We start from the raw sequence: 25,005 nt of genomic DNA, 5'->3' as shown, positions 1-25,005 counted from the left end.
GTTTTATTTATAGTGGTTTAACCGTAGAGGTGAGTGAGGGGCTAAAAGCCTGATGAAGTAAAGCGGTAATGTAGCGCTATTGACTACTACATGACGGCATAGCATGATCAAAAGAGAATGAGATTTATTTAAGGTGCAGAACGATACCACGTCGTTGCGGCCGGAGAGAAAGAAATATGCCTCAGCGGCAAGAAAAACCGCAGGAACGCGGGATTGTACTGGCGTCCCTGTGCGCTGGATACGGCGGCCAACGTATCGTCAATGACGTTAATTTGACACTGCCCGTCGGAAAAATGACGGTGCTGGCGGGAGCGAACGGTTCCGGTAAATCAACCTTGCTGAATACTATCGCGCGGATGCTTAAACCGCTCGGGGGCGGCGTGCGTCTGGACGGGCGAGATATTCATCAGCAGCCGACAAAGCAGGTGGCGCGTCAGTTGGGCCTTCTGCCGCAATCGCCGCTCACGCCGGAAGGGCTGACGGTGTTTGAACTGGTATCGCGTGGGCGCTATCCCTGGCAGGGGCTCATCCGCCAGTGGTCCCCGGAAGATGAATGTGCGGTGGAAGAAGCGCTGCGTCTGACCGGCACGCTTGAGTACGCGCATTTGACGGTGGACAGCCTTTCTGGCGGTCAGCGCCAACGCTGCTGGATAGCCATGGCGCTGGCGCAGCAAACGCCGACTATCCTGCTGGATGAACCCACCACCTGGCTTGATCTCCGCTACCAGGTGGAAATTCTTGAACTGCTACAACAGCTGACCCGCGAACATGGACGAACGGTCATTACCGTGTTGCACGACCTTAATTTCGCCGTGAACTATGCCGACACGCTGGTGTTTATGAAGCAGGGGCAGGTTGCGGGCGTAATTCACGATTCGCAGGACTGCACGCCCGCGCTGATTAAGCAGGTGTTCGATGTTGACGTGCAGATGCTGCATAACCCACAAAGCGGTAAGCCCTTCTTTATGCCCTTTAGCACCCAACCGGTAACCGTCTGATGTCGATACAAAGCGTACTTACGCGTCGAGGCGCGCGCTATCCGTCAGCCGCGTTCGCGGTACTCGGCTGCCTGTTATGTGCTGCGGCGGTGATCCATCTTGGACTGGGCGCGCGGGCAATTGCGCCGCGCGTCGTGATTGATGCGCTACTGCATTATGACCCGCACAATTTTGACCACCGTATCATCGTGAGTCTACGTCTCACTCGCCTGCTGGCGGCGCTAATGACCGGGGCCGCGCTGGGTGTCGCCGGGCTGCTGCTACAAACGGTAATCCGCAACCCGCTGGGTGAACCGCATATTCTCGGTTTGAACGCCGGAGCGACGCTGGCGGTGGTGGCCTGTTCGGCGGCCGGGATCTCGTTCGGCGAATGGGGCGTCAGCCGCCCTCTGACCGGGGCTGGCGGCGCGGCACTGCTGTTCGGCCTGGTGATGCTGCTGGCTTCCTCCGGTCGCGCAGGGGCGACGGCGATGAAGATTACCCTCTGTGGCGTGGCGCTGTCGGCGTTTGCCTCGGCGGTGACCGCCTCGATTCTGATCCTCGATGAGCAGACGCTACAGGCCATGCGGACCTGGCTGGCGGGTGATTTGTCGGGCGTCAGCATGCATACGCTGCGCGTCGCCAGTCTTCCGGCGCTGCTGGGCGTACTGCTGGCGGCGTTCCTCGCCCCCCGGTTGAATATTCTGGCGCTCGGCGACCGCGTGGCGAGCAGTCTGGGCGTTGCGGTAACCCGTACGCGCATACTGGGCGTGCTGGCGATTGCGCTGCTGTGCGGGGCATCGGTGTCCATCGCCGGTCCAATCGGTTTTATCGGGCTGGTGGTGCCGCACGCCATTCGCCGCTGGGCTGGGCAGGATATCCGTATCGGGCTGCTGCTGGCGCTACCGACCGGCGCATTATTGCTGCTGCTGGCCGATATTCTGGCCCGCTGGCTGCTGGCGCCGCAGGAGCTGGCGACCGGCGTGATGACCGCGCTGGTCGGCGCGCCGATTTTTATCGCCATTGCCGTGAGGTTTTTTAAATGAGGCATGCGTTAAGCAAAGCGGGTTTTCGTCCTCTGACGTGGGGGCCATTTCGCGTGCTGCTGCGTCCCCGACTGGTAAAGATAGCTGCCATGCTGGCGTTGGCGGTGGGGCTGCTGGTGATCTACGGCGTGACGCGCGGATCGCTGCCGATTCCCACCAGCGCCATTGGCCGCGCGCTGTTTTATCCGGACGTACTGAGCGCTCAGCAGGTGTATATCGTGCGCGATATTCGCCTGCCGCGCCTGCTGATGGCTGTCTTCTGCGGCGGCATGCTTGGGCTGGCCGGGGCCGCGATGCAGTCGATCACTCGCAACGGTCTGGCTGACCCAGGGCTGATTGGCGTGAAAGAGGGCACCAGCGTGGTGGTGCTGACATTGATTCTGGCTTTTCCTTCACTGAGCCTGACATGGCGTCCGCTTGCGGGAATGCTCGGTGGCATGCTGGTCGCACTGCTGGTGATGGTACTGGCGCGCGATCTCTCGCGCCCGCGCTTTATTTTGATTGGCATTGGCGTGTCGTGGGCGCTGTCGGCATCGATGGGGCTGTTTGTCACCACGGCGGATATTCGTGATGTACAAACGGCGATGACCTGGCTTGCGGGTAGCCTGCATGCGGCGACCTGGTCGCTGCTTGCGGTGGCCGTCGCGTGGGCGCTACCGGCGATGGTCATCCTCTACTTGAGCGCTCGAGCGGCGGATGTGGCGATGTTGGGCAATCAGGTTGCCAGCAGTCTCGGCGTTCGCCTGGCGCGGCTGACCCTGCTGCGTTTCCTCGCGCCGGTTCTGCTGACGGCAGCGAGCGTCTCGTGCGTGGGGAGCCTTGGATTCGTCGGGCTGATGGCGCCGCATATGGCGCGTTTTCTCCTTCCCGGCGGCCAGGTGTCGCTGCTGACCGGCAGCGCGCTGATTGGCGCGTTGCTGGTGTTATTGACCGATACGATTGGTCGACTGGCGTTTGCCCCGTTACAAATTCCGGCGGGAATCATTATTTCGCTGATTGGCTGCCCCTTTTTTATTTTACTGTTGTGGCGTCGTCGCGACGCGTTATGAGGTTCAGGATGACTTTTCGAGGGCTATTCCCCGCTTTGTGGCTGATAAGCGCGGTGGCCGGTGCGCAAACGCAGGCATTCACCGACGATCTCGGGCGTGTCGTGCAGGTGCCGGCACACCCGAAGCGCATTGTTTCTATGCACGATCTTGATATTACCATTCCGCTGATTGAGCTCGGCGTACCGCCGGTAGCGAGCCACGGGCGCACGCGTCCGGACGGCAGCCATTATCTGCGTTCAAGCGCGCAGTTGACCGGCGTAGATTTCGATAATAGCGACATTAAATTCATCGGTACCGCCGACATTGACCTTGAAGCGGTGGCGGCGGCGAAACCGGATCTGATCATCACCGAGCCAAACCGTAACGTGCCGATTGAACAGCTGGCGAAGATTGCGCCGACGGTGAGTATTGACCATCTGCTGGGTAGCGCGCCGCGGATTTACCGCAAGCTGGCGCAGTTGACCGGCACTGAGACGCGTCTGGCGATACTCGACCGACGCTATCAGGCGCAAATCCAACAGCTGAAACAGACCGTGGATACGCAGAAAATCACCGTTTCAGTGATTCAGGCCAATAACGGCAAGGTAACGGTTCATCATTCTTACCATGCTCTTGGCCGCGTGCTGCGTGATGCGGGCTTCCGTTTCCCTGCGCTGATTGAGCGCATTCCGGACGGTGAGCGTATGGATGTGAGCGCCGAGCAGTTGCCGGATCTTGACGCTGATTTTGTTTTTGCCACCTGGCGCTCTGATACCGGCGGTAAACCGCAGGATGAGCGCAATGAGATGGAAAAAGTGTTGCCGGGCTGGTGTGACTTTATGCGTGCGTGTCGCAGCGGACATTATGTGCTGTTGCCGCGCGAAGAGGTCATTTCTAACTCGTATGCCGCTTTAAGCCTGCTGGTGGCGGAAGTGCAGTCGCATATTGCCGGAAGACCGATCCCGCAGGAGGTCAAATGAGCCCGCCGGTCGTTCGTCACGAAAAGCGGCGGGTAGATTTGTTTGGCGAACGTCTGCGCAGCCGTGCCCCCCAACTCTCGCCGCGTTTGCTGGCGGTCGTTCACTGGATTGATGACAATCGCGAAGCGGTGCTTGACCACACGGCGATGGAAATCGCCGCCGCCACGCAAACCTCCGACGCCACGGTGGTCCGCGCCATCCAGGCGCTAGGCTTTGCCGGGCTGCGCGACCTCAAGCAAGCCATGCAGCACTGGTTTGGCCCGACCATCAGTTCTGCAGAAAAAATGGTCACCACCGTCGCGGCACTTACCAGCGATGTCAGCTCAAGCATTGATTTCGTGCTGGAAGGGCATCAGCGTGCTTGCGAGATGTTGGCGACGCCGGATAACCGTGCGGCGATTGCTCAGGCGGTCGCGTTACTGAGTGAAGCTCGCCAGGTGGCGCTGTTTGGCATTGGCGCATCGGGTATTTTAAGTGACTACACCGCACGGTTATTCAACCGTATCGGCCTGCCGTCTTACGTGCTGAATCGCACAGGGTTTAGCCTCGCCGAGCAGTTGATCTCGCTGCAGCGCGGCGATGTGTTGATTATGATGGGCCAGAAGTCACCGCACCGTGAGGGGCTGACTACGCTTCGGGAGGCCGAGCGGTTAGGTATTCCAACGATTTTGCTGACCCAGGCGACCGACTCGCGATTTAGCGAGATGTCGCAAGTGGTGATCCACGTGCCGCGCGGCGAAAATGGCCGGGTACCGCTACATGGTACGGTGATGGTGTGTCTGGAAATGCTGGTTTTGTCGGTGGCATCCACCGCGTCGCAGCGCACGATTCGTTCGATGAAACGTATTAACGATCTTCACAAAGCCATCGGTAAATCCGGCGGGCGGAAAGGGTAATCGCGCAAGCTTTGCTAATGCCAGACCTCACGGTCGGAAACTATGATGGGCCGCAGGATTCTCCGGTTGCTTTTTGGTCGGAAAATCATCAGGCTACAAAAAACGACCGAACATGTGAGGAGAGAGAAATGAAGGCACAGCCTGCGGTAGCGGTTCTGGGTTTAGGCGCAATGGGGCACGCATTTGCCGCCAACCTGCTCAAAAAAGGGTTCACGGTGTACGGCTGGAACCGTACGCCTGGGCGAGGGGAGGATCTCCAACCCAACGGTCTTCAGTTGTGCAACGATGCGGCGCTGGCCGTAGCCGATGCGTCAGTCATTATTGCGATGCTCACCGACGGTGCCGCCACGCAGGCCATTATCCGCACCATTGCGCCGTCGTGCCCGCAGGGCGCGACGTTCTGCCAGATGGGAACCATCGGTATTCAGGAAACCGCCGAGGCGATTGCGCTGCTCCATACGCTGCGCCCGGATATGCTGTATCTCGATGCGCCGGTTTCTGGCACTAAAGCGCCGGCTGAAAACGCGCAAATTCTGGTGATGGCAAGCGGCGACCAGACGCGCGCCGGTGCCGCACAGCAGGTATTCGATGCTATTTCTCGCGGCACCCAGTGGTACGGCGAGGCGGGCAACAGCCAGAAAATGAAGCTGGTGATTAATGCCTGGCTTATCGCCATGATGCAGGGCGTCGCAGAGAGCATGCAACTGGCAAAACAGTTTGGCTTTACGCCAGAGCAGCTGTGGGAAACGCTGGAAGGCGGCCCGCTGGCGGCACCCTATGTGAAGGGCAAGCTGGAGATGATCCGCAAAGAGGATTACACCCCGCAGATGCAGCTTCAACATGCGCTGAAAGACGCACGTCTGGCATTGGCAAATGCCCCGCAGGGCACAATGCCGATGATGAGCGATATCGCCGCACTGTGGGAAAATGCCGCGCAAAACGGGCTGGCTGAACAGGATCTGGCGGCGGTCTACGCGTGGCTGGATAACGCGCGTCAGGCCTGACGACGAAGGGGGCGCAAATGGAATGGCTACGCCAGCGAATTGAGCATCAGGTGCTGGGCCTGACGGGGATGGCGCTCAAGGAAATTGATTTCGAGCGCCCGGTCGGCGAACCGGGGCTGTTTGGCCCCCAGTCGGCCATCTGGCCGGTGCACGGTGATTTTACGTCGATGCTGTGCGGCGGCATCAGCGCGCTGTTGCTGCAGATGCTGCACCCGTTGGCGCTGGCAGGCGTCTGGGATCATTCGTCGTTCCGCGAGGATATCTTTGGCCGTCTGCGCCGAACCAGCCAGTTTATTTCCGCCACCACCTTTGCCACGGAACCGGATGCCGAACGGCTGATCGCGAAAGTGAAAGCCATCCACATGCGTATTAGCGGTACCGACGTTGATGGTACGCCATACGCCGCCAGCGATCCGGATTTATTGACCTGGGTCCACGTAGCGGAATGCAGCTCGTTTATGGCCTCGCACCTGCGCTATCGGCGTACGGTGGTCTCGCCCGCGCGGCAGGCACAATACTTTATTGAATCGGCCAGCATTGCCGAAAAACTGGGGGCGCGTAATGTGCCCAAAACGCCCCAGGCGGTGGCGGATTATCTTGAGCAGATGCGCCCGCAACTGCGCTGCGATGCGCGTACCCGGGAAGTGGCAAGGGTTTTGATGACCACCCGGCTGCCTGGTCGTTTCACGCAGCCTGCGGGGAGGATTTTTATGAAAGCCGGTATCGATTTGCTGCCCGACTGGGCCCAGGAGATGCTGGATTTACGGCTGAACCCGGTGGAACAGCGTGTGGTTCGCGGTAGCGTGCATCTGATTGCGGCCGTCCTGCGTCGCTCGGTACGGAATGGCGCCTATCATTGCGCGATGCGGCGTATGCAGCGTTGATGAAAGTAGAAAAGTGAGCGAAAAAAAGCCGGCACTCAGTGCCGGCTTTTTTATCAGATTTTGCAGGCGTCGCCGCAGTCATCATCGGCAATAATCGCCTGCGCTTTTTTGTCTGCATCGTCCAGACGTTCCGCATTGCGCTCTTGCGCTTCTTCCAGGCCGTCGAAGACCAGGTTATCCAGATCAATTTCCATTCGTTATCTACTCACTCTGTTCTACACTTGTCACAGTATATTGCAAAAATGTTGATTGATGTACCCGCTTATGGACGTGACCGCCTATTCAGCACGAACCGTCATTCTTGTCCCGGCCTCATTGCCGAAATGTGACGTAGCGCTGCTGAAATACGCACGCAGTGTTCAAAGAGATATCGATAACAGGCGAATACTGGAAACAGGAAAGCATATAACCTTAAAAACGAGTACCAGATCGGAGGGATATGCAATGCAGAAACAGGAACTACAGGCATTAAACAATTTTGATTTTCTGGCCCGCAGCTTTGCGCATATGTACGCGGTGGGCCACCCCATCGACATCAGCACGATCACCGGCAACATGAACGAGCAGCAGAGAATCTGGTTCTGCGCGCGATATGACCATTACCGAAAGCAGGCTGAAAGGGCCAAAGCGCAAGCGCTGGAAATGTGTTAATCATTAGCGGGCCGAATGGCCCGTTCTTATTCAAACGGGCACTTTCAGTGCCCGTTGTTGTTTCCAGATAACACCGCTATCTGGAACCTTTATCTGATACGCTCCCACGGAATGATGTTATCCAGCAACACCGACAGCAGGATACCGACCAGCAGGCCGTTGCTGAGCAGCGGGCGGAGAGTGAGCGGGACATCCTGCAGATACACGGGTGGCAGACTCATCAGGAATAGCCCAACAAACAGCGGCAGGGCGAGGCGATAGATATTCCGCGAGGTAAACTTGACCTGTTGGCTGAAAACGAGGCTGGAGTAGAGCAGCGGCAGATAGGAAACCAGCATCACCGCGCTGCTAACGCCCAACGGGATGGCGCAGAAGAAGCGGGTGAGTGGGGTGATGAGTGCGACCAACAGGAACAGCATTCCACCGTAGAAGAAGGAGCGTCGCGAGCTATCGCCAGTTTGGGTTAACAATCCGACGGAAGAAACAAAGGGTGAGAAGGGGATCACGGCAAATGGCACGGTCACGAGGGTAATGATGCCGGAGACGATAAAACTGCGGCGATAGTGCGCACCGCTGGCCGTAGCCGATGGGTAAAATACGTCGGTACCGCGAATCGCGCCATAGGTGTTGCTGATGTTAACCAGTCCGGTCATTACGGCGGTCAGAATAATCCCCGGCGACAGCGCACCGTGACTGCCGAGCGGGAACCACTGCCAGTGCAGTTCACCAAATGCAGTCTCTGCGGCGCCAAAACATATCCGCCACACCGCCCAACCCACCACGGTACCTATCAGCAGCGCATAGCGCGAAATACGCGGCGGCAGGAAAATAATCAGGCCAATCACAAACAGCATCACCGCGACCGAAAGAAGAAACGGGGCGAGTGACAGGCTAACGGTAGTCCTGGCAATACCAAACGGCAGCCCCAACATGCCCTTAAAGAAAATCGCCGTGAGCTGTGCCCCGAGCAGAAGCATAAAGGTGACCATCACCGTTGGGGTAAACAACTTCGCCAGCCGGTTTCCCAGCCCGCTGATACCGATGAGGATGGTGAGCACTGCCGAGATCGCAATACCTACCGCCAGACTGCTGGCGATATCGTTCAACGGCGTACCGCGCGATGCTTCAGCCAGCGTAATCGTCAGAATCGTTCCCCACCACAGCCCGGTAGGGCCTTCCATAATGGCGCGGCGATGGCCGCAGAACGTTTGTAGCAGACAGGCAACGGCGGTGGTCAGGAACGCGTACTGCGTCAACATCAGTAGGCTGCTTTGTGGGAGGTGGAAGGCGGAAACCAGCGTAGGGGGAACCACCACGGTATTGCAGAAGATAAAGAAGAACCATTGAAAACCGGACAGCAGGTTTTCGCGTGACAAGAGAGAAATCGGCATAGGGCACATCCGTAAATAAACGCTACTGTATGCTTTTCTGTCACTCCTCGGGAAAAATCAGCACTAACGGCCTGAAAAGCGGAATGAAATGCCGCCCAGGCAGCATGAAATGCATTATTTGTGTGATGAATATATTCATTATTGCCTATACCGCGAACTCCGCCAGTCTGGAAAGCGGGAAATGCAGCGAGGGATCCTGCCTCAGGGTATCCAGCAGATACTCAATCGTTACCCGTACGCGGGGGGCAATCAGCGCTCGATGTGGATACTGAATCACCATTTCATAGCTGCCAGGATCATGCTGGCCAAAAAGTAATACTTTCAACTGACCGGTTTGCAGGTGCGTGATGGCATGATGGACCCCCACCTGCGCAATCCCCAGCCCGAGCCGGGCCGCCTGAAGCTGAGCTTCGGGGGCGGAGAGGGTGATAACGGCCGAGTCGGGCTCAAGGGTGGTCAGGCTACCGTCTTTGCCACTGAATCCCCACGGAGATACCCGTCCGCCGAGAAATCGACGGGCGATCAGATGGTGCTTTTTGAGATCCTCTGGTGTCTGCGGTATGCCGTACTCTGCCAGATAATCCGGAGAGGCGACCAGCACCATGTTGAGCTGACATACCGGGCGCGAAATCAGCGAGGAGTCGATGATACGCCCGCCGCGGATGGCCAGATCGTAGCCATCGCGGACGATATCGGTCACCCGATCGTCAAAATCCACTTCTACGGATAACCCGGGGTAGCGTTGACGTAATCCCGGCAACGCGGGCAGGAGCTGTTCGCGGCCAAAAGCGGCGCTAGTGGATATACGCACATGTCCACGGGTTTCCATTTTGCCCGCCACTACCGTATCGACGGCAGTATCCAGTGCGGCGATAGCGATACGCGCTTGCTGGAGAAACGCCGCGCCTTCTTCAGTCAGGCTGAGCTTTCGTGTCGTGCGGTTCATCAGGCGGACACCTAGCGCTTGCTCAAGCCCGGCGATATTTTTGCTGATGGCTGCAGTACTTACCCCCTGAAGACGCGCGGCGGCGGCGAAGCTACCGGCATCGGCAGCATCGATAAAGGATGTCATCGCGCGAACGCGTTGTGAGAGTTCCATTGTGGTCTCCTGAACGGGATTCATGGCTCACCATTATTAACTTTAGGTTGAAGGCGATTCAACCATAAACGCTATTAAGGTTATCAATCATCGGCGGCATACTGCCTGTCATTCAAGATGAACGCGATAAGGTGAAGACGCTATGAAGACATTGGTGATTGTTTCCCATCCCTATTTTTCCCAATCAAGGGTGATCCGCGCCCTGCAACGAACGGCAGAAAACGCAGACAACGTGACGGTTCGTAACCTTGAGACGATATACGGTGATGAAGTGGCGACCATTGATGTTGTCGCTGAACAGGCGGCTTACCGCGAGGCGGAACGGGTGGTTTTTCTCTATCCCACCCACTGGTTTAATCTGACACCGATGCTCAAAGCCTATCTCAATGAAGTCTGGACGTACGGCTGGGCGTTTGGTACGGGCGGTACGGCGTTAAAAAATAAGCAGCTGCAGATAGTGACAACTGCAGGCGCCAGTGAGTTTACTTACTCGCATGATGGTCTGCTGAATAACACCATGGAAGAGGTACTGACGCCGATGAGGGCCAGCGCTCGCTACGTGGGGATGCACTATTGCAAGCCGCTGGCGTTTTATGAGGTGGCGAGCGGTAATCAAGATAAGGTCGCCGATTTTCAGGCCCGTTTCGCGACGCTACTGGCAGAGAAATAATGCAGAGGAGCGAGAAATGATCAAACGTAAGTTGGGGCAAGGACTGGAGGTTTCCGCACTATCGCTGGGGGCAATGGGCTATGGCAAAGCACGCGATCTGCCGGACCGGGGGCAGATGATTGAACTGTTGCGCAGCGCAGTGGCTCGCGGGATGGATTTTTTTGACACCGCTGAGGTGTACGGCCCATGGACCAATGAGGTGATGGTAGGCGAGGCGCTTGCGCCGCTGCGCCACCAGGTCAAAATTGCCACCAAGTTTGGCTGGGATATCGATCAACGAACCGGTGAGCATCGGGGAGGCGTAAACAGTCGGCCAGAACAGATTCGCCGCTCGGTGGAGGGCAGTCTGAAGCGTCTTGGCACAGACTATATCGATCTCTGCTATCAGCATCGTGTCGACCCTGATGTTCCGATGGAGGATGTCGCAGGAACGATAAAAGATATGATAGCGGAGGGAAAAGTACGTTGGTTCGGAATGTCCGAGGCCAGCGAAGCTTCTATTCGCCGCGCTCATGCGGTTCAACCTCTGGCGGCGTTACAGAGTGAATACTCTTTGTGGACTCGCGAGCCTGAAGAACAGGTGCTACCCACGCTGCAAGAATTGGGTATTGGTCTGGTGCCTTACAGTCCATTGGGGAAAGGTTTTTTAACCGGAAAAATAGATGCTGAAACGGTATTTGATAGCAATGATATTCGTGCCAAAACGCCTCGCTTTACCGAGGAGGCGCGTGCCAGTAACCAGCGTTTGATTGTGCTGATTCGCGAAATTGCCGAACGTCATCAAGCCACTCCCGCGCAGGTTGCCCTGGCGTGGCTGTTGGCGCAAAAACCGTGGATTGTCCCGCTGTTTGGCACTCGTCGTCTGAGTCGCTTTGAAGAAAACATTGGCGCACTCAATGTGCGGCTGGATGTACAGGATTTACAGCGCATTGCAGGGGCCAATATTACGATTCAGGGCGAACGCTATCCGGCTGAAATCCTGCGGTTCTCTGGCAAATAACGACCTGGATTTATGAAATTGAATCATAGGCCAGTTCTGATTATCCGCGCTAATCATGCGCAAATGAGCTCACTATACTGTTCGCACTTACCTGCTAATGGGGACGCGGCCCCCTCACGGAGAAAAGACAATGCAAAACTCACTGAATAATCAACAACAGGCGATGATCCCAATTGCGGCGTTCACCGCGCGCGGCGACATAGACAAACTGACGCAGGCATTGAATGAGGGGCTGGATGCCGGTTTATCGATAAATGAAATCAAAGAGGTTCTGGTACAGCTATACGCCTACTGTGGCTTCCCGCGTAGCCTGAATGCGCTGGGCTGCTTTATGTCAGTGGTCAAAGCCCGTCAGGCAAGAGGGATCGTGGATCAGGAAGGAAACACCGCGACACCGCTGCCCGAAAACTGGGACAGCCTGGCGGCGGGGACGGAAAATCAGACTCGGCTGGTGGGGCAGAGGGTTAGCGGGCCGTTATTCGATTTTGCCCCCGCTATTGATGTCTACCTGAAGGCGCATCTGTTTGGTGATATCTTCCAGCGCGATGTACTGAGCTGGTCCGCGCGCGAGCTGGCAACCATTTCGGCTCTGGCGGCGATACCCGGGGCGGAGAGTCAGTTGAAAAGCCATTACGCGATTAGCTGCAACAACGGTATCACGCCGGAACAGCTTCACGCCTTTGTCGCCGTGCTAGCGGAAAAATGCGCGCCCGATATTGCGGCTAATGCTCGCGCGGTGCTGGCGCAGTATCTTAATTAGCCGGCATAACGGCGAGCAGTCGGTAAAAAGGCCTATCCACGACTCAGGTCACCTTTTACCGAGTTTTTCGCCTATTCCATATAAAACAAAGGGCTATAATTCGACATGACATTCAATAATGAGGAAATATCATGTCTGAACCAACCCGATTACTGAAAAACATGCTGCTTGCTGGCGCTGTGCTGCTGACGTCCACTGCCTCCTGGGCTGCGGAACACTGGATTGATGTGCGTACTCCGGAGCAGTATCAGGAGACGCACGTGCAGGGCGCGGTGAATATTCCGCTTAAGCAGCTGGCTGAACGCATTGGGGAAGTGACGCAGGATAAGAATGACACGCTGTATCTGTACTGCAACACCGGTAATCAGTCAGGCAAAGCGGAAACGCTGCTGCAAAAAATGGGCTATAAAAATGCAGTTAATGAAGGCGGCCTGAAAGATATCGAGAAAAAACAGCCCCTGGTAAAATAGCGCTTTTCTCCACTCGCGGTAGGCTAGCGGCTTTCCCGTTGATAAAAGATAGATTGGCGTAATCGAGACGACGTTGCTAGCCTCAATAGTTCAGGTATCCGGGTGGTTCCCCAGTGCAACCACCCGATTTTGTTATTGACGCACGAAGGATCTCACATGAGCGAAGTTAAGATTGTTGCTACCCTGACGCCCCGCCAGGAACATATCGATACCATCAGAAAAGCTGCGCAGGCGATGGTGCCTCTCACGCATCAGGAAGCGGGGTGCTTACAGTACGATCTGCATGAAAGCCGGGCGATTCCCGATGTCCGCGAACTGGCAAATGAAGGTGGTGTGTCGTTTATTTTTATTGAGCGTTGGAAGTCGGAAGCCGATCTGAAAAAGCACGTAGCGATGCCCTATCATGATGATTTTCTGGCAATTCTGGATGGGAAACTGGAAAGCATCAACGTACAGCGATTAACAAAACTGTAAGATTGATTCGCAGAAGAGAGAGAAGAAAAGCGCCATATCGAGGAGATATGGTGCGTTCGATTGGACTCGAACCAACGACCCCCACCATGTCAAGGTGGTGCTCTAACCAACTGAGCTACGAACGCGTAATGGTGCGTTTAATTGGACTCGAACCAACGACCCCCACCATGTCAAGGTGGTGCTCTAACCAACTGAGCTATAAACGCATAATGGTGCGTTCGATTGGACTCGAACCAACGACCCCCACCATGTCAAGGTGGTGCTCTAACCAACTGAGCTACGAACGCATTGTTGCTTGCGACAACGGGGACGAATATTAGCGGCAGCCGCGTGCTGTGGCAAGCGGAAAATGTGTGATTTCACCCGACTGGAGAACTTTTGCCCATCTCTGCTGCATTTTTCTGCGGTTCATCTAACTTCGTTGATCTCCTTCGATTTTATCGTGTTGTCACTTTGCTCGGACAATCCATCTAACGACCCTTTTTGTCCCTGATGATTGAAATTGAAAATGTTATGTTATAGCGTTTGTTTTTTCGCGCAAACGGTAAGGATAAAATGCAAATGAAACATCTGGGGAAAATGGTTTTGGTGGCGGGGGCGTTACTGGTAAGTGGCCAGGCGCTGGCACATGGGCACCACGATCACGGTCAGCCGCTGTCGGAAAAAGAGCAGAAGGCGGCAGAAGGGATATTTGACGTTGCCGATGTAAAAGATCGTCCCCTGGAAGACTGGGACGGGGTGTGGGAGTCGGTGAATCCGCTGTTGCTCTCCGGCGACCTGGATCCGGTTTTCCAGCAAAAAGCCGCGAAAGACAAGAGTAAAACCTTTGGGCAGATAAAAGAATATTACCGCACGGGCTATGCGACCAACGTCAATATGATCGGTATTGAAAATGGCGTCATGGAATTTCACGTTGGTGATAAGGTCAGCGCTTGCAAGTACCGCTACGCCGGGCACAAAGTCTTAACCTACGCATCAGGTAAAAAGGGCGTGCGCTATCTGTTTGAGTGTCAGGATGCAAACAGCGCTGCGCCGAAATACGTGCAGTTCAGCGACCATATTATTGGGCCGAGAAAATCCGCTCACTTCCATATTTTTATGGGGAATAAATCTCAGGAAGCCTTGCTGACAGAGATGGACAACTGGCCGACTTACTACCCGTACCAGTTGACCAAAAAGCAGGTAGTGGATGAGATGCTGCACCATTAAGCGCAGCGCCCCCTCAGCCTGAGTCGGCGAGGGGGCTAGCCGTATTAACGCGCGGCGCGTTGTAGAATGACCGATGCGGGTTGGCGCTGGAGGAAGCGCATTCTCAGCATCATCATCACTGCCGCCGACGTCAGGCCAATAATAAAGCCCCACCAGAAGCCCGCCGGGCCCATCCGCTCAACCACCAGATCGGTCAGCGCCAGTACGTAGCCGCACGGCAGACCCAGCACCCAGTAGGCGATAAAGGTAATAAAGAAGATTGAACGCGTATCTTTATAACCGCGCAAAATACCGCTACCGATAACCTGGATTGAATCTGAAATCTGATACAGCGCAGCCAGCAGCATCAACTGGGCTGCGAGCGTGACGACTTCGGGGTTATCGTTATACAGCAAGGCGATGTGGGTACGCATCAAGCTAGTGAATACCGCCGTGCAGACTGCCATGCATATCCCGACGCCCAAACCGGTACGCGCGGAAACCTGTGCGTCCGGCGTTGAACCCTGGCCCAGACGGAAGCCGACGCGGATGGTTACCGCCGCCGCCAGCGACATCGGCAGGACAAACATCAGCGAGCTGAAGTTGAGCGCAATCTGGTGACCGGCAACGTCAACGATCCCCAGCGGTGAAACCAGCAGCGCAACGACTGCGAATAGCGTGACCTCAAAAAACAACGCCAGCGCAATAGGCAGCCCGAGCGTGGTCAGACGTTTCAGAATGGCGAAATCCGGGCGGCTGAAACGCTCACTATGGCGAATATCGCGCATTGAACCCGCATGGCGAACGTAGTAGAGCATGCTGAAGAACATCACCCAGTAAACCGACGCGGTCGCCACGCCGCAGCCCACGCCGCCCAGCTCCGGCATGCCGAAATGACCGTAAATAAAGATGTAGTTAACCGGAATATTCACCAGCAGGCCGATAAAGCCCATAACCATACCGGGCTTGGTTTTCGCCAGCCCTTCGCACTGGTTACGCGCCACCTGGAAGCACAGGTAGCCCGGCGCGCCCCAGAGCAGCGCGCGCAGGTAGCCAACGGCTTTATCCGCCAGAGCCGGGTCGATGTTGTGCATCGCGCGAATGATATGCCCGGCGTTCCACAGGACCACCATGATTAATATTGAGACAAAACCGGCCAGCCAGAAACCCTGGCGAACCTGGAGGGCGACGCGATCCCGGCGGCCGGAACCATTAAGTTGAGCAATAACCGGCGTCAGCGCCAGCAGCAGACCGTGACCAAAAAGGATCGCCGGCAGCCAGATGGAGGTACCGATCGCCACCGCGGCCATATCGGTGGCGCTGTAGCCGCCGGCCATGACCGTATCGACAAACCCCATTGCTGTTTGGGCCACCTGCGCAAGGATAACCGGGATAGCCAGAGCTAATAACTGACGCGCTTCGCTAAAATACTTCTGCACGTGAACACCTGTATTGTTGTTATTTATTCTCGCCGTACGTGAGCACGGGAGACAGATAAGCCGCCTTAACCGGCAGCAAGAAGAATAAATAGAGGAATTGCTCCGATATTGTAGCGAGGATTTGCTATTAATCTAGTCAAAAAAAAGGGGGCGTGCCGCGGAAGGTGGCAACCTGTTTTATCAACTGCTATTGTGCGTAGCAGATAAACCGGTAGCGATACCGGTACGATGATTAACAGGAGTTAACGATATGTTCACTGGTATTGTGCAGGGCACGGCAAAAATCGTGTCCATTGATGAAAAACCTAACTTCCGCACCCACGTCGTGGCGCTGCCGGAACATATGCTGTCTGGCCTTGAGACCGGCGCATCAGTGGCCCACAACGGCTGCTGCTTAACGGTTACGGAAATTAACGGCGACCAGATTAGCTTCGACTTAATGAAAGAGACGCTGCGCATTACCAACCTGGGCGATGTCAAGGTGGGCGATCTGGTTAACGTCGAGCGTGCGGCGAAATTCAGCGATGAAATTGGCGGCCACTTAATGTCGGGTCATATTATGACCACTGCAGAAGTCGCAAAAATTCTGACCTCGGAAAACAACAAGCAGATCTGGTTTAAAATCCAGGATCCATCGCTGATGAAATATGTTTTGTATAAGGGTTTTATCGGGATTGATGGCATTAGCCTGACCGTTGGGGAAGTGACGGCGACTCGCTTCTGCGTGCACCTGATTCCGGAAACGCTGGAGCGTACCACGCTGGGTAAAAAACGCCTTGGCGATCGCGTGAATATCGAGATTGATCCGCAAACTCAGGCGGTTGTCGACACCGTAGAGCGCGTGATGGCGGCAAAAGAAGCCGCGGTGACCCAGGCGATTGCAGAGTAAAGGAAAACGCCTGCACCACACGGTGCAGGCGTTGAAGTACTAGCGCGCGACGCGCAGACCGTGTTCTACCCCTCGGGAGAACATCACCTGCCATAGCTGAATATCCCGCGCGCGGAACGCGCCCGCACAGGCGTTGAGATAGTAGCTAAACATTCGCTTGAATCGTTCAGAATAGTTGTCCGCGATTTCCGGCCAGCAGGCGAGGAAACGCTCGTACCAGGCCATCAGCGTGGTATCGTAATCAGCGCCGAAGTTATGCCAGTCTTCCATCACAAAGTGAGGCTCGCTGGCGACGGCAATCTGGCGAACTGAGGGTAAACAGCCATTCGGAAAGATGTATTTGTTGATCCACGGATCGACATTGTTGTCGGTCTTCTTCGAACCAATGGTGTGCAGTAAGAACAGACCATCGGGCTTCAGATTGCGGTCGACGACGTTGAAATAGGTGTCGTAGTTTTTCGGGCCCACGTGCTCGAACATCCCCACAGAGACGATACGGTCGAACTGATCGTTGAGGTCGCGGTAATCCTGAAGCAGGATCTCCACATCCAGCCCTTCACAGCGCGCCTGCGCCATTTTCTGCTGTTCGGCGGAAATGGTAACCCCTTTGACGCTAACCCCGTATTTTTTCGCCATAAAGGCGGCTAAACCACCCCAGCCGCAGCCGATATCCAGCACGCGCATTCCCGGCTTCAACTGCAACTTCTGGCAGATGAGGTCGAGCTTGGCCTGTTGGGCTTCTTCCAGCGTTTTGGCTTCTTTCCAGTAGCCGCAGGAGTACTGCATAAATGAATCAAGCATGCGGCTGAAAAGATCGTTGCCAAGGTCGTAGTGTTCTTTGCCAACCTGCCAGGCGCGTCTGCGGCTCTGGAGGTTAAACAGACGAGCGCCGGCAACGCGCAGCGTATCTTTGAAATGGTGCGGAAGTTGATTTTCTAATCCGGCGCGCAGCACCTTGTCGAAGAAGATATCGAGACGGTCACATTCCCACCAACCGTCCATATAGCTTTCGCCAAGGCCTAACGAACCTTCTTGTAAAACACGTTTGAAAAGACGCGGATTTCTGACTTGAATATCGCAGGAGGCATTGCCGTTGATTTCAATACCTGCTCGGTTTAGCAGCTCGCTAACGATGCGATACCAGTCGTCGTCCGGTACACTTACTTCTTCTATACACGATGAGCTCATAGCTTCTCCATCCCGACCTGATGATCAGAACCTTAAAACAGCGTAGACGCTTTTTTCTGGTTTGTGAGAAATGTCACGAAAAATTCGTGAGCCTGCTATCCGACGTAGCACAGAGGAAGGGAAGAACCCCTTGCCGAAAGCCAATCCATGGTTTAACGGGAAGCTATCCTGCCCCCGCTTAATTAGTTCAATGTATATTAATTATGTGATGCCGATCCAGTATAGGACGCTAAGTGTATTGATTCAACTAAAAACTTAGCGCCCTAATCATTTCTTATGACATTGATATGAGTGATGTTTAGGCGTGGGAACTCGCGTGCTCATTTTGACGTTCAGCACGACGTGCAGAGCGCTGCATGCGGTAGCCAATGCCGGCGAGAACCACGGTGACCAGCATCACGCTCGTGGTGGTCAGCAACGGCGTTGCAATCAGCGTTGAGACCGCCAGGCTTGCCAGGAAGCACAGCCCCAACTGCAACGTGTTCTGTAGCGCGGCTGCTCGGCCAGTTGCCTGTGGGAAGGGCTTCAGCGCCTGCGCAACGACAATGGGATAAATCGCCCCGTTGGCGGTTGCCATGATGCAGAAGGGGATCAACAGCGCGGTCAGGGAGACGCCTTCCGCGAGGCCGACGCCCCAGGTCCCGATAACGCTGAGCGCGAAGAGCACCAGCAGCCACGGCAACATTTGGCTACCCTGCCATTTTTGCAGCGCCGCGCGACAGCCATAGCCGCCAATCAGGAAGGCGATGGTTTGCGGTACATAGCTCAGACCAATCACCGTCGGGCTGTAGCCCATTTCATGCAGAATAAATGGCGAACCGGTCAGCCAGGCGAAAAAGCTGGCGGAGCAGGCGGCGTAAATCAGCACGTTGCCGCGGTAGTCCTTACTGCGCAGCAGACGTAAAAACGTGAGCTTCTCTTCACTGGCGACGTTTTTATTGTGGGCAGGCTTCAGACGCAGAGCGGGCAGCATCAATACCAGGGTAATGATAAACAGCGTTGCGAAGATGGCCTGCCAATCAAAGTGGGCCAGCAGCCAGCTGCCGAGCAGCGGTGCCAGCGCAGGTGACAGGCCGACCAGCGGCATAATGGTCGCAAAAATACGGTTGGTGCGCTGAGCGGGATAATAATCGGTAACCATGGCTTGCCAGGTCACCGCGGCGGCGCAAACGCCAACCGCCTGCACGAAGCGCAGCACCAGTAGGGTGGTACCATCGCGAACCCACAGCATGCCAAGGCAGCCGATGGCAAAAATGGTCAAACCGGCCAGCAGGATCGGTTTACGGCCATAGCGGTCAGACAGCGGCCCCCACAGTAGCTGCGCCACGGCGAAACCCGCGAGGAACAGACTCAGGCTCGCGCTGACGGCGGATGCCGGCGTTTGCAGGTCTTGCTGAATGGCGGCGAACGCCGGTAGGTACATATCGGTAGCCAGGAAGCCCAGCACGCTCAGTCCCGCGAGCCAGACTAAAAATCCTTTCCCAGGTTGCATAAATTGCCTTTTTTATCGTAGTTCACACTGTGCCGCTGAGTGTAGAGAGTGCATTCCCGGTTGTGAAACGCTAATATTTGAGGCATGGATTCAAATTTTTTGCAGGCAGAAAATGTGGTCTGAATATTCTCTGGAAGTGGTTGATGCGGTCGCGCGCAACGGTAGCTTTAGCGCCGCGGCGCAGGAGCTACACCGGGTGCCCTCTGCAGTAAGCTATACGGTGCGACAGCTTGAGGAATGGCTGGCGGTGCCGTTGTTTGAACGTCGCCATCGGGATGTTGAATTAACGCCTGCGGGAGCATGGTTTCTCAAAGAAGGGCGTTCTGTTATCAAAAAAATGCAGATCACCCGTCAACAGTGTCAGCAGATTGCCAACGGCTGGCGCGGCCAGCTGGCGATTGCCGTTGATAACATCGTGAAACCTCAGCGCACCCGTCAGCTGATTGTCGATTTTTATCGCCACTTCAGCGACGTCGAACTGATTGTCTATCAGGAAGTGTTTAACGGCGTCTGGGATGCGCTGGCGGATGGGCGCGTGGAGCTGGCGATTGGCGCGACGCAGGCCATCCCGGTTGGTGGCCGTTTTGCCTTTCGCGACATGGGCATGCTCAACTGGCACTGCGTGGTGGCCAGTACGCATCCGCTCGCGAAGATGGATGGGCCGCTGAGCGATGACGTGCTGCGCAACTGGCCGTCGCTGGTACGGGAAGACACCTCACGGTCGCTACCCAAGCGAACGACCTGGCTGCTTGATAACCAGAAGAGGGTGGTGGTGCCGGACTGGTCGTCGTCGGAGACCTGTATTTCTGCCGGACTTTGTGCGGCGATGGTGCCGGGACATCTGGCGCAGCCGTGGCTGGAAAGCGGAGAGTGGGTTGCGCTGGAACTGGAGAATCCGTTCCCGGATGCAGCCTGTTGTCTGACCTGGCAACAGAGCGAAGCGTCGCCGGCATTAAGCTGGCTGCTGGAATATTTGGGGGATAGCGAGACGCTAAACGATGAGTGGCTGCGGACGCCCGTTCAGGACGCCCACAGTTAACCCTTAACGACGGTAATCGCGATACGGGCCGTCGGCCACGGAGCGTCGCTCGATCAGGCGCGGATGCACCTCAATCGACTGCGACTCTTCGCGCTTGCTGACGATACGATCCATCAGCATATTGAAGGCCGTCTCACCAAGTGAGTCTTTCGGCTGATGAATGGTGGTCAGCGCCGGGGTAAAGAAACGTGAGTTACGCACGTTGTCATACCCGATCAGCGAAATATCCTGCGGCACGCGCAGCCCCATTTCATCGGCGGCGCAAAGCGCGCCCATGGCCATGATGTCGCCGCCACAGAAGATAGCGGTAGGGCGCGGGTGCTGGGAGAGAATCTGCTGCATAGCGCGATAGCCAGACTCCGGCTCGAAGTCACCCTGGACTATCCAGTTTGCCGGAACATTGATTTGCGCTTCTTCCATGGCCTTCATAAAGCCAGCCAGGCGTCCTGCGCCGGTGTTACGTTCCAGCGGGCCAGGAATGACGCCGATATCACGGTGGCCGCGTTCGATCAGATAACGGCCCGCCATATAGCCGCCTTCGAAGGCGTTGTCGATGACCGAGTCGGTAAAGTCGGCTTTGGCTTCGCCCCAGTCCATCACCACCATTGGAATATGGCGATACTCTTCCAGCATTGAGAGTAGGGATTCCGGATATTCGGAACACATCACCAGCAGGCCATCAACGCGTTTTTGCGCCATCATTGACAGGTAGGCGCGTTGTTTCTCGAGATTGTTCCACGCGTTGCCAAGGATCAGGGTATAGCCCTTCTGGAAGCAGTTTTTTTCAACGGCTTCGATAATTTCAGCAAAGTAGGCCGCTTCGCTGCTGGTCGCCAGCAAACCAATCGATTTGGTGTGGTTGACCTTCAGGCTACGGGCAACGGCGCTTGGCGAGTAGTGCAGCTCTTTAATCGCTGCCCACACCGCTTCCCGTGTCTCTTCGGCGACAAAACGCGTTTTGTTAATTACATGTGATACGGTTGTAGTGGAAACGTTTGCGCGCTTCGCTACATCTTTAATTGTTGCCATTCCATCTCACTCCAGACCCTGGCCTGCCCCTGATAAACTCGAAACGAAAACGTTTGCCTTTATACACCCTGACGCAATTTTGTGGATTGCGGTTCGCCAGGAAAACGATACAGGACGACAGGAGGGGGTCAATGGCCGGTACGCTTATAAATAAGCGTCGAATTTTGACGTATCCGGACGCAAAGTGGAAGAGCAAAAACCAACATCCTGCTAAATCTGTGAAGATTTTTACGATTATCTGTGCAAAAATGAGTGAGCTCAGTTTTGCTGTGGTCATAAAAAGGAGAAAAATTGATGAGTACCGAACTTAAGATGTCACTCACCACGACCGTTATTGTGCTGGCGTTGATCGTCGCCGCTGGACTTACCGCTGTTCTGCATTGATTCTTCCATGAGGGGGCGTTCGCGCCCTCATGTCTGATTGTTAGCAAATTAGCAATAATCTTTTGCTGTTTTGTACACTTCTGCTTTTCTGTGATTAATGTCATGCTTTTGCCCTATATTGCCATGCCGCGTCTGTCGTGCGGCCAATCGGAGCTTTTGCATGAAAATCAATTTTCCCTTACTCGCGCTGGCCATTGGCGCTTTTGGCATAGGGACCACCGAATTCTCGCCGATGGGGCTACTGCCGGTCATCGCAAAGGGCGTTGACGTCTCGATCCCGGCTGCCGGTATGCTGATTAGCGCCTATGCGGTTGGCGTGATGGTCGGTGCGCCGCTGATGACGCTGCTGCTTTCTCATCGTGCCCGCCGCAACGCGCTGATCTTTCTGATGGCCATTTTTACCCTTGGCAACGTGCTGTCGGCCATCTCGCCGGACTACACCACCTTAATGCTGTCGCGCATTATTACCAGCCTGAACCACGGCGCGTTCTTCGGCCTGGGTTCGGTGGTAGCGGCAAGCGTGGTGCCGAAGCATAAGCAGGCCAGCGCCGTGGCGACGATGTTTATGGGCCTGACGATCGCCAATATTGGCGGCGTGCCGGCGGCAACCTGGCTGGGTGAAACAATCGGCTGGCGTATGTCGTTCCTGGCGACTGCGGGACTGGGGATTATCGCCATTATCGGTCTGTGGTTGTCCTTGCCGAAGGGCGGGGCGGGTGAAAAACCTGATGTGAAACGTGAACTGTCGGTGTTGGTGCGCCCACAGGTGCTTTCCGCACTGCTGACCACCGTACTCGGCGCTGGCGCGATGTTTACGCTTTACACCTATATCTCACCAGTGTTGCGTACGATCACGGATGCGACGCCGGGCTTCATTACGCTGATGCTGGTGCTGATTGGCTTTGGGTTCTCTATCGGTAATTACCTCGGTGGCAAATTTGCTGACCGTTCAGTCAGCGGCACGCTGAAGGGGTTCCTGCTGCTGTTAATGGCTATCATGCTGGCCATACCGTTCCTTGCGCAAACGCAGGTCGGTGCCGCGTTCAGCATGGTGGTGTGGGGCGCGGCAACCTTCGCCGTGGTACCGCCGCTACAGATGCGTGTTATGCGTGTGGCGCACGAAGCGCCGGGGCTGTCGTCTTCGGTCAATATTGGGGCGTTTAATCTGGGCAACGCGTTGGGTGCGGTGGCCGGTGGTGCGGTGATTTCCGGTGGACTGGGCTACAGCTTTGTGCCGGTGATGGGGGCGATTGTCGCCGCGCTGGCCCTGCTGGTGGTGTTCATGAGCGGCCGTCGTCATGGTGAAGAGGCCATCGCCAGCCAGTAACAAAAAAACGCAGAAGGCGTTTCCCTCTGCGTTAATCAATCAAACCCGGCGAAGCTTTGCGACGCTGGGTTTTTTGCTACTTATGCTGACAGATTTTCAGCTACGAATGCCCAGTTAACCAGAGCCCAGAAGTGCTCGAGGTAGTTCGGACGCGCATTGCGGTAGTCGATATAGTAAGCATGTTCCCACACGTCAACGGTCAGCAGCGGTTTGGCGTCGGTCGTCAGCGGAGTGCCCGCGTTAGAGGTCGACACGATGGCCAGAGAGCCGTCTGCTTTCTTCACGAGCCAGGTCCAGCCAGCGCCGAAGTTTTTCACAGCGGCATCGGTGAACTGCGCTTTGAACTCTGCGAAGCTGCCGAAGGATTTATTAATGGCTTCTGCGACAGCACCGGTCGGTTCGCCACCGGCATTTGGCGCCAGGCAGTGCCAATAGAAAGTGTGGTTCCAGACCTGAGCTGCGTTATTGAACACGCCGCCTTCAGAAGTGCGCACGATCTCTTCCAGCGTTTTACCTTCAAACGCGGTGCCTTTGATCATGTTGTTCAGGTTGGTAACGTAAGTCTGGTGGTGTTTACCATAATGATACTCGAGCGTTTCCACGGAAATATGTGGAACAAGAGCGTCTTTGGCATACGGTAATGCAGGTAATTCGAACGACATTGCTACTCTCCTTTTATTATTGTGTACTCTCAATAACCCTGTATTGAGTATGGATAGAGTAGCAAATTAAAAGGTGAGAGAAAAGATAAGCTTACCCCGTTTATTAACAAACGGGGTAAGTGATTAACGAATGGTCTTCGGGGTCACCACGCGGCGGGCGCCAACGTAATGGCGGACCCAGTAATCTTCGCTGAGCGAGGTAATCTGAATATCCTGACCGGTACGCGGCGACTGAATGAATTTGCCGTTACCGACATATACGCCGACGTGATCGGCGGTGCCGCGGCCCTGGGTACGGAAAAAGACTAAATCGCCGCTTTCCAGTTCACTACGGTTCACCGGGCGGGCATCGCGTAAGTGATACATTTCGTTCGCGGTGCGGGGAATGCGGATATTTACCAGGTCTTTATACGCATAGTAAACCAGGCCGCTGCAATCGAAGCCTGTACGCGGTGAGTTCCCCCCCCAGCGGTAAGGTTTACCCAACTGACCCATCAGTTTGTTCATCGCGGTTTTCTGCGCTTTCTGGACACGAACCTTGTGTGCCTGCGCAATCGTGGTGGGTTGTGTTTCTACCGGGCTGGTGGTGCAGGTTTTCTTATGGCCTTTACGCGTCGTCTTACAGGTGGTCACCACGTTGGCGGTTTTCACCGCGCTCGTTTTCGCGGTTTTCGTTGCGGCGGTTTTGCGAGAGGTGGGGGCCGCTTTTTTAGCGACAACCGATGTGGTTTTTTTCTTCGTAACGGTAGTGGCGGTCTTTTTCTTGGTGTTGGATTTGCTGACCGTATTCTTTTTCTTACGTTCGCTGCCTTTTACGGGAAGCGATTTTTGCGCCGTGGGTGTTTTGGCATGCCCTGTAGCATGCGCCAACGGCGTGAAGGATAATGATGTAAACAACAATGCACAGAGCGTGAACGACCATTTTTTTATCTGCGCCACTGAACAACCCTCTGAGTATGCAGGCTAAATATCCTTGCCTGGGTATGGTTTACAAAACTCAACGATTCTAATCCATAAAAACACGAAATGTTAATAGTG

General features: G+C 55.6%; 26 protein-coding genes, 3 tRNA genes and 1 pseudogene. 18 read left to right on the top strand and 12 right to left on the bottom strand.

What is annotated here, in order from left to right:
* Positions 1-176 precede the first annotated feature (176 nt).
* From NNN71_RS14860 to NNN71_RS14830, 7 genes and pseudogenes are all read left to right on the top strand, one after another.
* On the top strand, positions 177-998 hold the full coding sequence (locus tag NNN71_RS14860; protein WP_271458807.1) for an ABC transporter ATP-binding protein: 822 nt from the start codon (positions 177-179) through the stop codon (positions 996-998).
* The gene (locus NNN71_RS14855) at positions 998-2,023 is read left to right on the top strand and encodes a FecCD family ABC transporter permease (protein WP_271458806.1); all 1,026 of its coding nucleotides are present in this window, start codon (positions 998-1,000) and stop codon (positions 2,021-2,023) included. The genes NNN71_RS14860 and NNN71_RS14855 overlap by 1 nt, the downstream gene beginning before the upstream one ends.
* Positions 2,020-3,072: a FecCD family ABC transporter permease gene (locus NNN71_RS14850; RefSeq protein ID WP_271458805.1), complete on the top strand. Its 1,053-nt coding sequence runs from the start codon at positions 2,020-2,022 to the stop codon at positions 3,070-3,072. The genes NNN71_RS14855 and NNN71_RS14850 overlap by 4 nt, the downstream gene beginning before the upstream one ends.
* A gap of 8 nt (positions 3,073-3,080) precedes the next feature.
* Complete coding sequence (locus NNN71_RS14845) at positions 3,081-4,031, top strand: ABC transporter substrate-binding protein (RefSeq protein ID WP_271458804.1); 951 nt, start codon at positions 3,081-3,083, stop codon at positions 4,029-4,031.
* Positions 3,997-4,927 (top strand): annotated as a pseudogene (locus NNN71_RS14840) (MurR/RpiR family transcriptional regulator). Before NNN71_RS14845 ends, NNN71_RS14840 begins: the two are co-directional and overlap by 35 nt.
* Positions 4,928-5,055: 128 nt before the next feature.
* Positions 5,056-5,931: an NAD(P)-dependent oxidoreductase gene (locus NNN71_RS14835; RefSeq protein WP_271458803.1), complete on the top strand. Its 876-nt coding sequence runs from the start codon at positions 5,056-5,058 to the stop codon at positions 5,929-5,931.
* A 17-nt stretch (positions 5,932-5,948) separates the two neighbouring features.
* Entirely contained in the window at positions 5,949-6,815 is an 867-nt protein-coding gene (locus NNN71_RS14830) for an oxygenase MpaB family protein (RefSeq protein ID WP_271458802.1), read from the top strand.
* A gap of 53 nt (positions 6,816-6,868) precedes the next feature.
* Here NNN71_RS14830 and NNN71_RS14825 read toward each other — a convergent pair whose 3' ends face one another.
* The gene (locus NNN71_RS14825) at positions 6,869-7,009 is read right to left on the bottom strand and encodes a hypothetical protein (protein ID WP_100250004.1); all 141 of its coding nucleotides are present in this window, start codon (positions 7,007-7,009) and stop codon (positions 6,869-6,871) included.
* Positions 7,010-7,259: 250 nt separating this feature from the next.
* Here NNN71_RS14825 and NNN71_RS14820 point away from each other — a divergent pair, with 250 nt between their 5' ends.
* Positions 7,260-7,466, top strand: coding sequence for a glycogen synthesis protein GlgS (locus NNN71_RS14820; RefSeq protein ID WP_163447442.1), 207 nt, complete (start codon positions 7,260-7,262; stop codon positions 7,464-7,466).
* Between the two features lie 89 nt (positions 7,467-7,555).
* Here the strand turns inward: NNN71_RS14820 and NNN71_RS14815 are convergent, their stop codons facing one another.
* Together NNN71_RS14815 and NNN71_RS14810 are read right to left on the bottom strand one after the other, a co-directional pair.
* Positions 7,556-8,857: a uracil/xanthine transporter gene (locus NNN71_RS14815; RefSeq protein ID WP_223802526.1), complete on the bottom strand. Its 1,302-nt coding sequence runs from the start codon at positions 8,855-8,857 to the stop codon at positions 7,556-7,558.
* A 145-nt stretch (positions 8,858-9,002) separates the two neighbouring features.
* On the bottom strand, positions 9,003-9,956 hold the full coding sequence (locus tag NNN71_RS14810; RefSeq protein WP_167575966.1) for a LysR family transcriptional regulator: 954 nt from the start codon (positions 9,954-9,956) through the stop codon (positions 9,003-9,005).
* A 142-nt stretch (positions 9,957-10,098) separates the two neighbouring features.
* Here NNN71_RS14810 and NNN71_RS14805 point away from each other — a divergent pair, with 142 nt between their 5' ends.
* The 5 genes from NNN71_RS14805 to NNN71_RS14785 all read left to right on the top strand — a co-directional run bounded on the left by NNN71_RS14805 (position 10,099) and on the right by NNN71_RS14785 (position 13,330).
* Positions 10,099-10,626 (top strand): NAD(P)H-dependent oxidoreductase, encoded by a 528-nt coding sequence (locus tag NNN71_RS14805; RefSeq protein ID WP_163447445.1) that lies wholly within the window; start codon positions 10,099-10,101, stop codon positions 10,624-10,626.
* A gap of 16 nt (positions 10,627-10,642) precedes the next feature.
* Positions 10,643-11,626 carry an aldo/keto reductase gene (locus NNN71_RS14800; RefSeq protein ID WP_271458801.1) on the top strand — a complete coding sequence of 328 codons (984 nt, stop codon included), beginning with the start codon at positions 10,643-10,645 and terminating at the stop codon, positions 11,624-11,626.
* A gap of 130 nt (positions 11,627-11,756) precedes the next feature.
* Entirely contained in the window at positions 11,757-12,386 is a 630-nt protein-coding gene (locus NNN71_RS14795; RefSeq protein ID WP_249021882.1) for a carboxymuconolactone decarboxylase family protein, read from the top strand.
* A gap of 131 nt (positions 12,387-12,517) precedes the next feature.
* The gene (gene pspE / locus NNN71_RS14790) at positions 12,518-12,856 is read left to right on the top strand and encodes a thiosulfate sulfurtransferase PspE (protein WP_249021881.1); all 339 of its coding nucleotides are present in this window, start codon (positions 12,518-12,520) and stop codon (positions 12,854-12,856) included.
* Positions 12,857-13,012: 156 nt separating this feature from the next.
* On the top strand, positions 13,013-13,330 hold the full coding sequence (locus NNN71_RS14785) for a putative quinol monooxygenase (RefSeq protein WP_167575961.1): 318 nt from the start codon (positions 13,013-13,015) through the stop codon (positions 13,328-13,330).
* A 48-nt stretch (positions 13,331-13,378) separates the two neighbouring features.
* On the opposite strand, the gene NNN71_RS14780 is transcribed toward NNN71_RS14785, so the two are convergent.
* From NNN71_RS14780 to NNN71_RS14770, 3 genes are all read right to left on the bottom strand, one after another.
* Positions 13,379-13,455, bottom strand: a tRNA-Val gene (locus NNN71_RS14780).
* A gap of 4 nt (positions 13,456-13,459) precedes the next feature.
* Positions 13,460-13,536, bottom strand: a tRNA-Val gene (locus NNN71_RS14775).
* Positions 13,537-13,540: 4 nt separating this feature from the next.
* Positions 13,541-13,617: transfer RNA gene (locus NNN71_RS14770), tRNA-Val, on the bottom strand.
* Between the two features lie 274 nt (positions 13,618-13,891).
* Here NNN71_RS14770 and zinT point away from each other — a divergent pair.
* Positions 13,892-14,539, top strand: a complete 648-nt coding sequence (gene zinT / locus NNN71_RS14765; RefSeq protein ID WP_249023324.1) for a metal-binding protein ZinT — start codon at positions 13,892-13,894, stop codon at positions 14,537-14,539.
* Positions 14,540-14,583: 44 nt separating this feature from the next.
* Here zinT and mdtK read toward each other — a convergent pair whose 3' ends face one another.
* Entirely contained in the window at positions 14,584-15,957 is a 1,374-nt protein-coding gene (mdtK, locus tag NNN71_RS14760) for an MdtK family multidrug efflux MATE transporter (protein ID WP_167575960.1), read from the bottom strand.
* A 250-nt stretch (positions 15,958-16,207) separates the two neighbouring features.
* Here mdtK and NNN71_RS14755 point away from each other — a divergent pair, with 250 nt between their 5' ends.
* Positions 16,208-16,846 carry a riboflavin synthase subunit alpha gene (locus NNN71_RS14755; RefSeq protein WP_163447451.1) on the top strand — a complete coding sequence of 213 codons (639 nt, stop codon included), beginning with the start codon at positions 16,208-16,210 and terminating at the stop codon, positions 16,844-16,846.
* Between the two features lie 39 nt (positions 16,847-16,885).
* On the opposite strand, the gene cfa is transcribed toward NNN71_RS14755, so the two are convergent.
* Together cfa and punC are read right to left on the bottom strand one after the other, a co-directional pair.
* Positions 16,886-18,034, bottom strand: a complete 1,149-nt coding sequence (gene cfa, locus NNN71_RS14750; RefSeq protein ID WP_249021880.1) for a cyclopropane fatty acyl phospholipid synthase — start codon at positions 18,032-18,034, stop codon at positions 16,886-16,888.
* Positions 18,035-18,332: 298 nt separating this feature from the next.
* Positions 18,333-19,526 carry a purine nucleoside transporter PunC gene (punC, locus tag NNN71_RS14745; RefSeq protein ID WP_163447453.1) on the bottom strand — a complete coding sequence of 398 codons (1,194 nt, stop codon included), beginning with the start codon at positions 19,524-19,526 and terminating at the stop codon, positions 18,333-18,335.
* A gap of 112 nt (positions 19,527-19,638) precedes the next feature.
* Here punC and punR point away from each other — a divergent pair, with 112 nt between their 5' ends.
* Positions 19,639-20,565, top strand: a complete 927-nt coding sequence (punR, locus tag NNN71_RS14740) for a DNA-binding transcriptional activator PunR (RefSeq protein WP_163447454.1) — start codon at positions 19,639-19,641, stop codon at positions 20,563-20,565.
* Between the two features lie 3 nt (positions 20,566-20,568).
* On the opposite strand, the gene purR is transcribed toward punR, so the two are convergent.
* Positions 20,569-21,594, bottom strand: a complete 1,026-nt coding sequence (gene purR, locus NNN71_RS14735; protein ID WP_064545731.1) for an HTH-type transcriptional repressor PurR — start codon at positions 21,592-21,594, stop codon at positions 20,569-20,571.
* A gap of 294 nt (positions 21,595-21,888) precedes the next feature.
* Here purR and cydH point away from each other — a divergent pair, with 294 nt between their 5' ends.
* Both cydH and NNN71_RS14725 read left to right on the top strand, forming a co-directional pair.
* Positions 21,889-21,978: a cytochrome bd-I oxidase subunit CydH gene (gene cydH, locus NNN71_RS14730; RefSeq protein ID WP_163447455.1), complete on the top strand. Its 90-nt coding sequence runs from the start codon at positions 21,889-21,891 to the stop codon at positions 21,976-21,978.
* 160 nt (positions 21,979-22,138) lie between these two features.
* Entirely contained in the window at positions 22,139-23,305 is a 1,167-nt protein-coding gene (locus tag NNN71_RS14725) for an MFS transporter (protein WP_271458800.1), read from the top strand.
* 80 nt (positions 23,306-23,385) lie between these two features.
* Here NNN71_RS14725 and sodB read toward each other — a convergent pair whose 3' ends face one another.
* Together sodB and NNN71_RS14715 are read right to left on the bottom strand one after the other, a co-directional pair.
* Positions 23,386-23,967, bottom strand: a complete 582-nt coding sequence (gene sodB / locus NNN71_RS14720) for a superoxide dismutase [Fe] (protein ID WP_163447457.1) — start codon at positions 23,965-23,967, stop codon at positions 23,386-23,388.
* A 123-nt stretch (positions 23,968-24,090) separates the two neighbouring features.
* A complete protein-coding gene (locus tag NNN71_RS14715; RefSeq protein ID WP_249021878.1) occupies positions 24,091-24,906 on the bottom strand; it encodes a C40 family peptidase in 816 nt (271 codons plus the stop codon).
* Positions 24,907-25,005 lie beyond the last annotated feature (99 nt).

The sequence above is a fragment of the Kluyvera sp. Awk 3 genome (assembly GCF_028069715.1).
GTDB lineage: Bacteria > Pseudomonadota > Gammaproteobacteria > Enterobacterales > Enterobacteriaceae > Kluyvera > Kluyvera georgiana_A.
This window is presented reverse-complemented; position numbering and strand designations above follow the sequence as displayed.